Source organism: Candidatus Latescibacterota bacterium (assembly GCA_020633725.1).
In the GTDB taxonomy this organism is placed as follows: Bacteria; Krumholzibacteriota; Krumholzibacteriia; order JACNKJ01; family JACNKJ01; genus VGXI01.
In genome coordinates, this window is sequence record JACKDC010000002.1 from 670,820 (window position 1) to 684,709 (window position 13,890).

Below are 13,890 nucleotides of genomic sequence, written 5' to 3' on the forward strand. Positions count from 1 at the left end.
GCTGCGCGGGTCAGCGGACCAGGACCACGCGCTGTCCGGCGCTTCCCTGCCCATCCCGCACGGCCACGAAGTAGACGCCGGCCGGCGCGCGCTGGCCCTTCGCGTCGCGGCCGTCCCAGCTGACGCGATGCGGCCCGGCATCGAGGCGGCCGCGATCCAGGCTGCGGACGTGTGCGCCGCGGACGTCGTAGACGTCCACCGACACGGTCGCGGGTGTGGAGAGCGAGAAGCCGAAGGACGTGCTGCCCGCGAAGGGATTCGGCCAGGCCGGGCGCAGCGTCAGGGTGGAGGCGCCCGCCTCCAGCGGCGGCACGGCGGTGTCGGCGGGATGCCAGAGGCCCACGCGCGCCGAGCCGGCCGTGCCCGCGAGCTGGAACTCGCCGCCCACCCACACGTCGTTCGCGAGGGCATAGGCAGCGTTGCCCCGCGCGTCGAGGCCCGAGCCGAGGGCGCTCCAGGCGCTGCCGTCCCAGACGGCGACGTAGGCGGCGGGCTGGCCGCCGGCCTGGGTGAAGTCGCCGGTCACGTAGAGGTCGCTGCCCACCGACGTGATGTCCCGCACGACGTTGTTCACGCCGTCGCCGAGCGGGCTCCAGTTCGTGCCGTCCCAGACGGCGATGCGGCTCGCGGGCTGCCCACCCGCCTCCAGGAAGCCGCCGCCCACGTAGAGCAGGCCGTTCATCTCGTGGATCGCGTTCACCGTGTAGCTGGTGCCCGCGCCCAGCGGCTGCCAGGCGCTGCCGTCCCAGCGGGCGATGTTGTTGGCGCTCACGCCGTCCACCGACGTGAACTGCCCGCCCATCACCGGGTCGCCCTGGTAGGAGCCCAGGCTGTAGAGGATCTGCACGCCGCCCTGCACGCCCGTGCCCAGGGGGTCGAAGTCGCTGCCGTTCCAGCGGCCGAGGGTCTGCTCGCCGCCCCAGTAGCCGTTCGCGTAGAGCGCGCCGCCCAGGGACAGCAGGCCGCTCACGGTGGACTGCGAGCCCGCGCCCATGGCGCTCCACTGCGTGCCGTCCCAGCGCGCGATCTTGTTGGCGGGCACGCCGCCGGCCGTGCTGAAGGCGCCACCGACGATCAGGTCGCCCTCGAAGCTCGCCACCGCCTGCACGTTGACGCCGATGCCGGCGGCGATGCCGCTTCCCAGCGGCTGCCAGGCGCTGCCGTCCCAGGCCGCGACGACGCCGCTCACGTCGCCGATCTTGCCGAAGCGGCCGCCGGCGATGGGTGTGCCGTCCCAGTCGCCGATGACGTCCACGGTGCCGAGCGCGCCCTGGCCCGCCACGAGGGCGGCCCAGCTGCCGTCGTAGACCGCGAGGCCCGCCGCGGGCACGCTCTCCACCGTGTTGAAGTAACCGCCCACGACGAGCCCGCCGCCCCAGTCGGTCATGCCGGTGACCGCGCCGTTGCAGAAGCCGAGCGTGGACCAGAACGCGCCGTTCCAGCGCTGGATGCCGCCCCAGACGTCCGTCGCCACCAGGTCGGCGCCGTAGAAGCCGAGGGCGACGGTCTCCTCGGCCACGGGCGGCGAGCCCGGCACGTCGAAGCTGCTGCCGTTCCAGCGCACGAGGCCGTCCACGGGCAGGCTGCCCGCCTGCATGAAGTAGCCGCCGATGTAGAGGTCGCCGGCGTAGGCGGCCAGGGTCTCGGCGTAGACGTTGTAGATGTCGCCGAACTCGTCGCTGAGGCCGCCGCCCACGCCCGACCAGCCGCCGCCGTCCCAGCGCGCGAGATTCGGCGCGTAGGCGAAGCCCGCCAGCTCGAAGGTGCCGCAGGCGTAGAGGTCGCCGCCGTAGGACGCCACGGCGGCCACCTCGCCGTCCATGCCCTCGTCCAGTGTGTCCCAGGCGCTGCCGTCCCAGAGGGCGATGTTGCCGGCGAAGTTGCCATCCACGTCGGAGAAGTAGCCGCACACGGCGAGCTGGCTGTTCCAGACGGCGAGGGCTTCGACGGTGTCGTCCACGCCGCCGCCCACCGTGTTCCAGGCCGTGCCGTCCCACGCGGCGATGCCGCCGGTGAACCAGCCGCCGGCGTAGAGCGCGCCGTTCCACTCGACCAGGGCCTCGACGCCGCCGCTGGCGAGATCGCCCATGGCCGTCCACTGCGTGCCGTCCCAGCGCGCGATGTTCACGATCGCCTGGCCGCCGACGGCGATGAACTCGCCGGCCACGATCAGGTCGCCGCCGTAGACCGCGGTGGCGGTGACATTGCCGATCACGCCGGGCAGGCTGAAGCGGGTGTCCCAGTTCTCGTCGCCGGGGGCGGCCTGGGCGGTGTGGACGGTGAGGGTGGCGAGGAAGAGGCAGAGGAGTAGCGCGAGCCGCGCCTGCAAGCGTGCCATGGGGTGTCGCTCCGAGGATGGGTGGATGCACAACGCAAAGTCGGCAATTCTAGCAGAAATGCCGACTTTGGTCCAGCGGGCGGATCAGGCCGCCGGGAAGCGCTCGCGCAGGACCGCCGCCAGCTCGTCGAGCTGGTTCGTGAAGAAGTGGTCGGCGCCCTCGATCCACTCCAGATGCTTCGGCGCGCAGAAGTCGGGGTAGCGCCGGCGCAGCTCCTCGGGGTCGCAGAACTGGTCCCGCGTGCCGTGGACGAAGAGCTTCGGCTTGCCACAACCCGCGAGGAAGCCCAGTTCGGCCCAGCCCACGGGCACGCCGAGGGCGATGAGCGCGCCCACGCGGGGGTCGGGGGCGCCCACCTTGAGCGTGAGCCAGGCGCCGAAGGAGAAGCCCATCAGCGTGAGGGGGCGCCCTGGCAATTCCGCGGCGAGGTGGTCGAGACCGGCCTTCACGTCCGCCTGTTCGCCCTGGCCGTCGTCGTACTGGCCCGCGCTCGTGCCCACGCCCCTGAAGTTGAAGCGCAGGGTCGCCAGCCCGCGCTCGGCCGCGACGCGCTGGCAGGTGTAGATCACCTTGTTGTGCATGGTGCCCCCGTAGAGGGGGTGCGGATGCAGGATCAGCACGCCGCCGGCCTCGTCGGTCGCCGGCGGACGGTAGAGGGCCTCCAGCCGGCCGGCCGGGCCGGCGAGCTCGAGGCCGCGCTCGTGCTGGGTGCGGGGCTCGCTCATGGGGTCACAGGATGCGTGGGGGCGGGTGGGACGTCAACTGCGGGCCGGGCCGAGGCCGGGCGGGCGGCGGGTCCCATCTGTATCCTGGAATTTCACATACAGATAGCAGAAATATGCCTCCGGGCCCTTTCCCGGCCTTGCGGGGAAGTCCACATCTGCTTACTTGGAAAGTGCTTGTGGAGTAAAGGGCCGATGAGTAGCCTGAATCCGGACCCCGAGCTCCAGCACACGCCGCGCCATCGCTCGGACCCTCACCCGGCCACCGCGGAGAGAATTCATGCTGTTCCAGTTTGCAAACGTGCTGGTCTTCATTCTCTTCAGCTTCTTCTTCATCTTCGCCCTGCTGGCGATCTCGAAGCTGCTGGCCCCCCGCCATCGCGACCAGGACAAGCTCAGCCCCTACGAGTGCGGCGAGCGTCCTTCGGGCTCCGGCCGGCTTCAGTTCAACATCCGCTTCTACATCATCGCGCTGGCCTTCCTCGTGTTCGACGTGGAGATCGCCTTCATGTTCCCCGTCGGCAAGGTCATGCGGAGCTTCGTGGACAGCGGCCAGGGGTGGTTTGTGCTGGTGGAGGTGCTGCTCTTCATCCTGATCCTCTTCCTGGGCCTGGTCTACCTGTGGCGCAAGGGTGACCTCGACTGGGTGAAGGATCTCCAGGTCAGCCGCACCGATGCTCCCATCGAGCTGCGGCGGCAGTCACAGTCCCGACCCGAGTAGAGAGAGGACGCCATGCCCGCGCGCGAGCTGCCCACCGTGGTGGACACCCTGCCCGAAGCGGCGATTTTCACGTCCACCGACAAGATCATGAACCTGGCCCGAGGCAACTCGGTCTGGTACCTGCTGAGCGCACTGGCCTGCTGCGGCATCGAGCTGATGCAGGCCGGCGGTCCGCGCACGGACCTCGACCGCATGGGCTCGGTGCCCCGAGCGACGCCCCGGCAGAGCGACCTGCTCATCGTCGCCGGGACGCTCACCTACAAGATGGCCAGCCGCCTCAAGCTGCTCTACGAGCAGATGGCCGAGCCGCGCTACGTCATCTCCATGGGCAGCTGCGCCAACTGCGGCGGCCTCTTCAACCGGGGCTACAGCGTGGTGAAGGGCGTGGACGCGATCCTGCCCGTGGACGTCTACATCCCCGGCTGCCCGCCCCGCCCCGAAGCGCTCTACGAGGGCATCGCCGAACTGCAGCGCAAGATCAAGGGCGAGCGCTTTTTGGTGAAGCGCGAGTCGTCGCGGGAGGCGTCATGAACACCGAGGCCGTCTTCGCGCGCATCCGCGCGCTGCTGGGCGAGGAGGGGCTGACCTTCCGCACCGACGTGCCCCAGCCGGACGTGGTCGTCACGCCCGGGCGTCTCGTGGAGCTCTGCGCGGCGTTGCGCGACGACCCCGAGCTGCACTTCGAGTCGCTTCAGCAGGTGGCCGGCGTGGACTACCCCGCCGACGACCCTCCCCGCCTGCGCAGCACGATCACCGTCTTCTCCTACAAGCACGGCGCGTTGCTGACGGTGCACACGGACGTCCCGCGGGACAATCCGCGCGTCCCGAGTCTCGTCGCCCTCTGGCCCGCGGCCGAGTGGCACGAGCGCGAGAGCTGGGACCTGCTGGGCATCGTCTACACGGGGCATCCCGACCTGCGGCGCATCATGCTGCCCGACGACTGGGAAGGGCATCCCCTGCGCAAGGACTTCGAGGAGAAGCCGGACTACCAGGGCATCCCCACCCAGCGCGAGAGGGAGTGGCTGTCATGGCAGAAGTGAAGACGGAGCTGATGACCCTCAACATGGGTCCCCAGCATCCCAGCACGCACGGCGTGATCCGCTTCCAGCTCGAGACCGACGGCGAGGTCATCCACCAGTGCGTGCCCGACGTGGGCTACCTGCACCGGAGCATCGAGAAGATCGCCGAGGGGCTCGAGTACTTCCAGTTCATGCCCTTCACCGACCGCGTGGACTACGTGGCCGCCATCAACGCCAACCACGGCTGGGCCGTGACCTGCGAGCGCATGGCCGGCCTCGAGGTGCCCGAGCGCGGCGAGCTGCTGCGCGTCATCGCGGCGGAGCTGGTGCGCCTGTCGAGCCACCTCGTGGGCGTGGGCTCCAACGCGGGCGACCTGGGCGCGGTGACGCCCTTCCTGCACGCCCTGCGCGAGCGCGAGAAGGTGAACGATCTCATCGAGGAGCTCTGCGGCGCGCGGCTCACGCACAACTACGTGCGCATCGGCGGCGTGTCCCAGGACGCCCCGGCGGGGTGGACGGACAAGGTGCTGCGCTTCTGCGACGCGCACCTCCCCGCGCTGGACGAATTCGACCGGCTGATCACCTTCAACAAGATCTTCCGCGAGCGGCTGGCCAACGTGGCCATCATCAGCGCGGAGGACGCCATGGGCTTCGGGCTGGCCGGTCCCAGCCTGCGCGGCAGCGGCGTCGACTTCGACTGCCGCCGCGACGACCCCTACGGCCTCTATCCGTCGCTGAACTTCGAGGTGCCGGTGGGGCAGGGCCTGATGGGCACGGTGGGGGACTGCTGGGATCGCTTCTGGTGTCGCGTCCAGGAGATGCGGCAGAGCGTGGCGCTCATCCGCCAGGCGATCGAGCGGCTGCCGGCCTCCGGGGCCGAGTTCTGGAACGAGAAGAAGGTGCTGAAGCCGCCGGCAGGCGAGTACTACGTGCGGACGGAGAGCGCGCGGGGCGAGCTGGGCTACTACGTGGTGTCCGACGGCAGCAAGCAGCCCTACCGCGTCAAGATCCGCACGGGCAGCTTCGCGGCCATGAGCATCGTCGAGAAGATCGCCAAGGGCCTGATGATCGCCGACCTGATCGCGATCATCGGCAGCCTGGACGTGGTCGCGCCCGAGATCGACAGGTAGAGGGAGCAGTCATGGAGCAGTGGATCGCAGGACTGATCGCCGAGCACAATCTGCCCGGACCGACCTGGGCCATCCAGCTCGGCATCATGCTGACCGTGGCGCTGCTGGCCATCGGTCTCTGGGCGGCGTTCGTGGCCGGCGTGCTCACCTACGTCGAGCGCCGCGTGGCGGGCAAGATCCAGAACCGCATCGGTCCCAACCGCGTGGGTCCCAACGGGCTGCTGCAGTTCGTGGCCGACGGCGTGAAGCTGATCCTCAAGGAGGACATCATCCCCGCCGAGGCGGACCGCCCGCTCTTTCGCCTCGCGCCCTACCTCGTGGGCATGGGCACCTTCCTCACGCTCGTGGTGATGCCCTGGGGCCAGCGCATGGTGATCAGCAACCTGAACGTGGGCGTGGTCTACTTGGTGGCCGTGACGAGCTTCGTCGTGGTGGGCATCCTGATGAGCGGCTGGGCCAGCAACAACAAGTGGTCGCTGCTCGGCGGCTTCCGCAGCGCGGCCCAGGTGGTGAGCTACGAGATCCCCACCGGGCTCAGCCTGCTGACCGTGGTGATCCTCTCGGGCTCGCTGAGCCTGTCGGAGATCGTGGGGGAGCAGGGCGGCGGCTTCGGGCTGCTGCGCTGGAACGTCTTCCACAACCCCTTCACCTTCGTGGCGTTCTTCATCTACTTCATCAGCGCGCTGGCGGAGAACAACCGCATTCCCTTCGACATTCCCGAGGCCGAGAGCGAGCTGGTCAGCGGCTACAACACGGAGTACTCGGGCATCCGCTTCGGCGTGTTCTTCATCGGCGAGTTCGCCACCATCTGGATCGTCGCGGCCGTGGCCACGGCGCTCTTCCTGGGCGGCTGGAACTTTCCGGGCATTACCGACTCCCCGACGGGCTTCTGGGGGGCGGCGCTGGGTACGGGGGTCTTCCTCGCCAAGAGCTTCGCGCTCGTGCTGCTGATCCTGCAGATCCGCTGGACGCTCCCGCGCGTGCGCGTGGACCAGCTCATGGCGATCTGCTGGAAGTACCTCGTTCCCATCTCGGTCTTCAACGTGGTGATGACGGCCGTCTGGCTCGTGCTCTTCAAGGGGCGCGGGCTCTACGACCTCGTCGCCGGGCTCTTCTAGGAGGCGCCATGGGTGCCGTCGCCAAGTACTTCTCGAACATCCGCGAAGCGGTCTCGACCACGCTCACGGGGCTCAAGATCACCTCGCGCCACCTGTGGGCGGAGAAGCCCATCACGGTGCAGTACCCCGACGTGAACGTGGAGGCCACGCTGCCCCCGCGCTACCGCGGCTTCCTGGTGAACGAGGTGGAGCTCTGCACGGGCTGCCTGCTCTGCGCCAAGGCCTGCCCGATCGACATCATCTACATCGACGTGGAGCGCGACCCCGAGACCAAGGAGCGCATCCTCAGGCGCTACGACATCGACCTGGGCAAGTGCATGTACTGCGGGCTCTGCCTCGAGCCCTGCCCCACCGGCTCGATCCACTTCACGCCGCGCTTCGAGGCGAGCACCACCTACCTGGGCGATCTGTACCACGGGTTCGTGGAGACGACCCCGCTGCCCATCTACAAGAACCCCAAAGCCCCCGGCGGGGCGGACGAGAAGGACGACTGATGAGCGTCTTCGACGTCATCTTCTTCGCGCTGAGCGCGCTGACCCTGCTCTCCGCCTTCGTGGTGGCCGGCAGCCGCAACATCGTCTACTCGGGCTTTGCCCTGATCTTCGCCTTCCTGGGCGTGGCCGGCCTCTACGTGCAGCTCTCGGCGGACTTCCTGGCCGCCATGCAGGTGCTGGTCTACGTGGGCGGGATCACGGTGGTGATTCTCTTCGCCGTCATGCTGACGCGCGACATCGCCAGCACCGCCGGCACCAACCCGATCCTGAATCGTCCGGCGTCGCTGCTGGCCGCGGCCGGTGTGCTGGTGATGAGCCTGGTGCTGATCCTGGACAGCGACTGGCCGCTCCGCCCCGAGGTCGCCTACGCGCCGACCAGTGGCGAGCTGGGACGCGAGCTGCTGGGCAAGTACCTGCTGCCCTTCGAGGTGGCGTCGCTGCTGCTGCTGGGCGCGCTCATCGGCGCGGTGATCATCGCGCGGCGCGAGGTGCGCGAGAACGAGGAGGCGCGGTCGTGATCGGGCTGAACCACTTCCTGATGGTGGGGGCGCTGCTCTTCGCCTCGGGCGTCTACACCGTGCTGAGCCGTCGCAACGCGATCGGCATCCTGATGGGCGTGGAACTGATCCTCAACGCGGCGGGCCTCAACTTCGTGGCCTTCAACCACTACACGACCACGGGCATCCAGGGCGGGCTCTTCACCGTGTTCATCATCGTGCTGGCGGCGGCCGAGGCGGCGGTGGCCCTGGCCATCGTGCTGGCCATCTACCAGAACCTCCGCGACATCGACGCGAACCGGCTGGACACGCTCCAGCGCTAGTGTGGCTCGCCGGGCGGGGGCCCGGCCGCAAGGGAAGGACGGTCGCGAATGGACCTGAGCTGGATCACCGGAGCCCTGGGCTGGATTCCCCTCCTGCCGCTCATCGGCTTCAGCGTGAACATCCTCCTGGGGCGCAAGTTCAAGCATGGCGCCGTGCACGCGATCGCGGTGGCGTCGGTGGCGGGCAGCTTCCTGCTCTCGCTGGCGGGCTTCTTCTACCTGCGCTCGCTGGCGCCCGAGGCGCGGATCGTCACCCAGGATCTCTGGCAGTGGATGGCCCTCGGCGGCCACGGCCTGCCCACGCTCGACGTCCACGTGGCCTTCACGCTCGACCCCCTCAGTTCCGTGATGCTGCTGGTGGTGACGGGCGTCGGCCTCCTGATCCACATCTACTCCATCGGCTACATGCACGGCGACGACGGCTCCTGGCGCTTCTTCGCCTACCTGAACCTCTTCAGCTTCGCCATGCTGGTGCTGGTGCTCGCCGAGAACCTGCTGCTCATGTTCGTGGGCTGGGAAGGCGTGGGTCTCTGCTCCTACCTGCTCATCGGCTTCTGGTTCACGCACCTGCCAAACACGACGGCCGGCAACAAGGCCTTCATCGTGAACCGCATCGGCGACTTCGGCTTTCTCATCGGCATGCTGCTGCTGTTCTGGGGACTCTCGGACGCCGGCGCGGCCACGCTGAGCTTCGGCGGGATCCGCGAGGCCGTGCACCTGCTCCAGGGCAAGGAGCTGCTCGGGCTCGGCCTGCTCAACTGGATCGGCATCTGCCTCTTCATCGGCGCCACGGGCAAGAGCGCGCAGATTCCGCTCTACGTCTGGCTGCCGGACGCCATGGCCGGCCCCACGCCGGTGAGCGCGCTGATCCATGCCGCGACCATGGTGACCGCGGGCGTCTACATGATGGCCCGCCTCAGCAGCCTCTACGTGCTGGCGCCGGTGGCGCTGCTGGTGGTGGCCACGGTGGGCGGCCTGACCGCGCTGTTCAGCGCGAGCATCGGCCTGGCGCAGAACGACATCAAGAAGGTGCTCGCCTACTCCACGGTGAGCCAGCTGGGCTACATGGTGCTGGCCATCGGCACGGCGGCCTTCAGCGCGGGCATCTTCCACCTCATGACCCACGCCTTCTTCAAGGCCTGCCTCTTCCTCGGCTCTGGCAGCGTGATCCTGTCCATGCATCACGAGCAGGACATGCGCAAGATGGGCGGCCTCGCCAAGGTGATGCCCATCACCTTCGCGACCTTCCTGATCTCGACGGTGGCGATCGCGGGCATCCCGCCCTTCGCGGGCTTCTTCAGCAAGGACGAGATCCTCTGGAAGGCCTTCGAGGCCGGCGGCTGGTACCGCTTCCTCTGGCTGCTGGGCCTGATCGGCGCCATCCTGACCGCCTTCTACATGTTCCGCCTGGTGGCGATGACCTTCCTCGGCACCAACCGCGCCGACAAGCACACCCGCGAGCACCTGAAGGAGCAGCCCCTCGTGGTGACGGCTCCGCTCATGGTGCTCGCCCTGCTCGCCACCGTCGGCGGCTTCGTGGGCGTGCCCCACGCGCTGGGTGGGTCCAACAACTTCCACGCCTGGCTGGCGCCGGTGATCGCCGAGCGGCCGGCCGAGGCGATGCAGCACGCCGCGCTGCCGACGCTGGTCGCGCCGGCCGTGGCCCAGGAGCCGGAGCATGCCGGCGCCGACGACGCGCACGGGCAGGCCGGCGAGCAGACGATGCCGGTGGAGCCGGGCCATCGCCAGCAGGGCGACGCCGAGGAGCTGGAGTCGGTGCACGAGGAGGCGGCCGCGGCGGCGGAGTCCATGTACGGCGACCATGAGGCCCACGCGGCGACCGAGCACGCGGGCGAGCACGGCGGCGGTCATAGTGAGCCGGTGAATCCCATGGAGTACGTCCTCATGGCGGTCTCCGTGCTGCTGGCCGCCCTGTCGGGGCTGAGCGCGCTCTACATCTACACGAAGCGGCCGGAGCTGCCGGCCCGCGCCGCCGCGCGCTTCGCCACGCTCTACCGCCTGCTGCTGAACAAGTACTTCGTCGACGAGTTCTACCAGCGCACCGTCATCAATGGCGTGCTGCGCCTCATGAAGAGCTTCGCCACCTTCGACCGCGTGATCGTGGACGGCATCGTCAACGGCATGGCCTGGCTGACGCGGGGCGCGTCCGTCTTCAGCGGCTGGGTGGACAAGACCTTCGTGGACGGGCTCGTCAACGGCGCCGCCGCGGTCTGCAAGGATGCGGGCGCGGGCCTGCGCCGGCTGCAGAACGGGCGCATCCAGAACTACGCCTACGTGGTGATCACCGGGGTCCTGGTGCTGGTGATCGCAGGAGTGCTGATCGGGATCCCTCGCTAGGGACGCTGCGGGCCGAGGCCCGGGGAGGTACTGGCTGTCATGTTCTTCGCGATCGTGGACAACGTCCTGAGCTGGATGATCTTCTTTCCGCTCATCGGCGCGGGCGTCCTGCTGCTGCTCCCCTCGAGCAAGGCGAGCTGGATCAAGGGCGTGGCCGTGGCGGCCACCCTGCCGCCGCTCTTCTGGGCGGTTCAGCTCTTCGTCGCCTTCCAGCGCAACTTCCCCGGGCTGCAGCTCCAGCAGTTCCAGTTCACCGAGGGGCCGCGCACGTGGATCGGCAGCTTCAACATCAACTACTTCCTTGGCGTGGACGGCATCAGCATCTCCATGGTGCTGCTCACCGCGCTGATCAGCACGATCGCGGTGATCGCGAGCTTCGGGATCAACCGGCAGCTCAAGGCCTACTTCGCGCTGTTCCTGCTGCTGGACGCGGGGATGATGGGCGTCTTCTGCGCCCTGGACTTCTTCCTCTTCTACGTGTTCTGGGAGATCATGCTGCTGCCGATGTACTTCCTCATCGGCATCTGGGGCGGCCCCAACAAGATCTACGCGGCGATCAAGTTCTTCCTCTACACGCTCTTCGGCAGCGTGTTCATGCTGCTCGCGGTGATCTTCCTCTACTTCAAGGCCGGCCACACCTTCAACATGGTGGAGATGATGGAGACGAGCCGGCACCTCGTCATGGGCGTGCAGGTGCTGCTCTGGTTCGCGTTCTACATCGGCTTCGCGATCAAGATCCCCGCCTTCCCCTTCCACACCTGGCTGCCCGACGCCCACGTGGAAGCGCCCACGGCCATCAGCGTCATCCTGGCCGGCGTGCTGCTGAAGATGGGCACCTACGGCCTGCTGCGGATCAACTTCGCGCTGCTGCCCGAGGCCACGGCCAAGCTGGCCTGGGTGCTGGCGCTGATCGGCATGATCAACATCGTCTACGGCGCGCTCTGCGCCATGGCCCAGAGCGACCTCAAGAAGCTCGTGGCCTACTCGTCCATCTCGCACATGGGCTACGTGATGCTGGGCATGGCCTCGCTCACGCCCCAGGGGATCAACGGCGCCGTGCTGCAGATGTTCAACCACGGCACGATCACGGCCATGCTCTTCCTGCTGGTGGGCGTGGTCTACGACCGGGCGCACCACCGCCAGATCGACGGCTTCGGCGGCCTCGCCAACCAGGTGCCCGTCTACACGGGTCTCACGGCGCTGGCCTTCTTCGCGAGCCTCGGCCTGCCGGGCCTCAGCGGCTTCGTGAGCGAGGTGCTGGTCTTCATGGGCGGCTTCAAGACCTTCCCGCTCTACACGATCGTCAGCGCCACGGGCATCATCCTGACCGCCGCCTACCTGCTCTGGACGCTCCAGCGCATGTTCCTCGGCGAGCTGAATCCCAAGTATGCGACGCTCACCGACATGAACCGTCGTGAGCTGCTCACGCTGATCCCGCTGGGCATCATCGTGATCATCCTCGGCGTCTATCCGATGCCGGTGCTGGACCTGATCTCGCAGACCCTGAACAGCCTCGTCGGCCACGTGACGAGCGCGGCGGCCGCCGGCATGGCGGGCTTCTAGGCAAGGGGAGAGGCCATGGATCTCGTCTCGATGGAGAACGTCACCAGCCTGCGGCACTTCCTGCCCGAGCTGGTGCTCGCCGGCGGGTCGCTCCTGATCTTCCTGCTGGACCTGATCTGGGACCGCCGCCACCGGGCGCTGCACCCCTGGATCGGCGTGCTGTTCCTGCTGGTGGCGGGGATGCTGGCGCTGCCCGGCACCGGGCCGGTGCATCCCGAGGGCATGAATCTCTTCGAGAACATGCTCGTGCTGGACGGCTTCACGCGGCTCTTCCGCATCTTCTTCGCGCTGGTGGGCGTGCTCACGCTGCTCATGGCGTCGCGTAGCCGCGAGCTGCGCGGCCAGGGCGGCGAGTTCACGGCGCTGCTCTTGATCGTGGTGATGGGCATGATGCTCATGGCCGGCGCCGCCAACCTGCTCATGGCCTACCTGGCCATGGAGACGGTCTCGCTGCTCTCCTACACGCTCGTCGGCAGCCTCAAGGGCAGCCGCCGCAGCCACGAGGCCGGCCTGAAGTACGTGATCTTCGGCGGCGTGGCCTCGGGCGCCATGCTCTACGGCTTCTCCTGGCTCTACGGCCTCACCGGCACGCTGGACCTGGCCGCCATGGCCGAGGCCTTCCGCGGCGGCGCCGGCCAGCCGCTCACGCTCTTCCTGGCGCTGGTGCTGATCCTCGTCGGGCTCGGCTTCAAGATGGCCACGGTGCCCTTCCACATGTGGTGCCCGGACGTCTACGAGGGCGCGCCGGTGACGGTCACCGCCTTCCTGTCCGTGGGCCCCAAGGCCGCGGGCTTCGCGCTGACGCTGCGCATCCTCTACGGCGCCTTCGCCGAGCGCACCGGCGCGGGCTGGCTGCCGCTCGAGGGCCTGCCCTGGCCCACCCTGGTGGCGATCATGGCCGTGGCGACGATGTTCGTCGGCAACCTGTCCGCCCTGTGGCAGAACAACCTGAAGCGGCTCATGGCCTACAGCTCCATCGCCCACGCGGGCTACCTGCTGGCGGGTCTGGTGCTGCTCAGCCGCGACGGCGTCACCGCCATCGTGTTCTACCTCTTCGCCTACCTGATCATGAACTTCGGCGCCTTCACGGTGATCTCGGCGGTGGTGGACGAGTCCGGCACCGAGGAGATCGACGGCATCCGCGGCCTCTGGCGCCGCCGGCCCTTCATGGCCGTGATGATGATGATCTTCCTCGTCAGCCTCACCGGCCTGCCGCCGGCCTTCGGCTTCATCGGGAAGTTCTACCTGTTCGCCGCGCTGATCGAGGGGCACTGGCTCTGGCTGGCGCTGCTCGGCCTGCTGAACTCGGTGATCTCGCTGGGCTACTACATGCGCATCGCCAAGGTGATGCTCATCGATGGTACGGACGTGGCCTCCGAAGACGGCGGCGAGGAACTCGCCCTGGAGCCCGCCGTGGCGCCCGCGCGCGCATCGCGGCTCACCGCCGCGACGGTGGGCGTGCTGGGCGTCGCCACCCTTCTACTGGGCATCTACTGGGAGCCGCTGCGGCTCTTCGCCGAGCGGGGGCTGGGGCTGCTGTAGGACCCTGCTACTCGGAAGGGTCACGGCCGCGACATCGTCGCGGCCTTTTTTCTTGTGTGTGATT

General features: G+C 68.4%; 13 protein-coding genes. 11 read left to right on the forward strand and 2 right to left on the reverse strand.

Annotation, left to right across the window (positions count from 1 at the left end):
- Positions 1-10 precede the first annotated feature (10 nt).
- Entirely contained in the window at positions 11-2,338 is a 2,328-nt protein-coding gene (locus H6693_07380) for a T9SS type A sorting domain-containing protein (GenBank protein MCB9516001.1), read from the reverse strand.
- Positions 2,339-2,422: 84 nt separating this feature from the next.
- The gene (locus tag H6693_07385) at positions 2,423-3,064 is read right to left on the reverse strand and encodes an alpha/beta hydrolase (protein ID MCB9516002.1); all 642 of its coding nucleotides are present in this window, start codon (positions 3,062-3,064) and stop codon (positions 2,423-2,425) included.
- Between the two features lie 277 nt (positions 3,065-3,341).
- On the opposite strand from H6693_07385, the gene H6693_07390 reads away from it, so the two are divergent.
- The 11 genes from H6693_07390 to H6693_07440 are packed head-to-tail and all read left to right on the forward strand — an operon-like array spanning position 3,342 to position 13,826.
- Positions 3,342-3,782: an NADH-quinone oxidoreductase subunit A gene (locus H6693_07390; GenBank protein ID MCB9516003.1), complete on the forward strand. Its 441-nt coding sequence runs from the start codon at positions 3,342-3,344 to the stop codon at positions 3,780-3,782.
- Between the two features lie 12 nt (positions 3,783-3,794).
- A complete protein-coding gene (locus H6693_07395; GenBank protein MCB9516004.1) occupies positions 3,795-4,313 on the forward strand; it encodes an NADH-quinone oxidoreductase subunit B in 519 nt (172 codons plus the stop codon).
- Complete coding sequence (locus H6693_07400) at positions 4,310-4,822, forward strand: NADH-quinone oxidoreductase subunit C (GenBank protein ID MCB9516005.1); 513 nt, start codon at positions 4,310-4,312, stop codon at positions 4,820-4,822. The genes H6693_07395 and H6693_07400 overlap by 4 nt, the downstream gene beginning before the upstream one ends.
- Positions 4,810-5,931: an NADH-quinone oxidoreductase subunit D gene (locus H6693_07405; GenBank protein MCB9516006.1), complete on the forward strand. Its 1,122-nt coding sequence runs from the start codon at positions 4,810-4,812 to the stop codon at positions 5,929-5,931. The genes H6693_07400 and H6693_07405 overlap by 13 nt, the downstream gene beginning before the upstream one ends.
- An 11-nt stretch (positions 5,932-5,942) precedes the next feature.
- Positions 5,943-7,049, forward strand: coding sequence for an NADH-quinone oxidoreductase subunit NuoH (nuoH, locus tag H6693_07410; protein ID MCB9516007.1), 1,107 nt, complete (start codon positions 5,943-5,945; stop codon positions 7,047-7,049).
- Between the two features lie 8 nt (positions 7,050-7,057).
- Positions 7,058-7,543, forward strand: a complete 486-nt coding sequence (locus H6693_07415) for an NADH-quinone oxidoreductase subunit I (protein ID MCB9516008.1) — start codon at positions 7,058-7,060, stop codon at positions 7,541-7,543.
- A complete protein-coding gene (locus H6693_07420) occupies positions 7,540-8,061 on the forward strand; it encodes an NADH-quinone oxidoreductase subunit J (protein MCB9516009.1) in 522 nt (173 codons plus the stop codon). Before H6693_07415 ends, H6693_07420 begins: the two co-directional genes overlap by 4 nt.
- Positions 8,061-8,363 (forward strand): NADH-quinone oxidoreductase subunit NuoK, encoded by a 303-nt coding sequence (gene nuoK, locus H6693_07425; GenBank protein ID MCB9516010.1) that lies wholly within the window; start codon positions 8,061-8,063, stop codon positions 8,361-8,363. The genes H6693_07420 and nuoK overlap by 1 nt, the downstream gene beginning before the upstream one ends.
- A gap of 48 nt (positions 8,364-8,411) precedes the next feature.
- Positions 8,412-10,721, forward strand: coding sequence for an NADH-quinone oxidoreductase subunit L (nuoL, locus tag H6693_07430; protein ID MCB9516011.1), 2,310 nt, complete (start codon positions 8,412-8,414; stop codon positions 10,719-10,721).
- Between the two features lie 39 nt (positions 10,722-10,760).
- Positions 10,761-12,284, forward strand: coding sequence for an NADH-quinone oxidoreductase subunit M (locus tag H6693_07435; GenBank protein MCB9516012.1), 1,524 nt, complete (start codon positions 10,761-10,763; stop codon positions 12,282-12,284).
- Positions 12,285-12,299: 15 nt separating this feature from the next.
- Positions 12,300-13,826: an NADH-quinone oxidoreductase subunit N gene (locus tag H6693_07440; protein MCB9516013.1), complete on the forward strand. Its 1,527-nt coding sequence runs from the start codon at positions 12,300-12,302 to the stop codon at positions 13,824-13,826.
- Positions 13,827-13,890 lie beyond the last annotated feature (64 nt).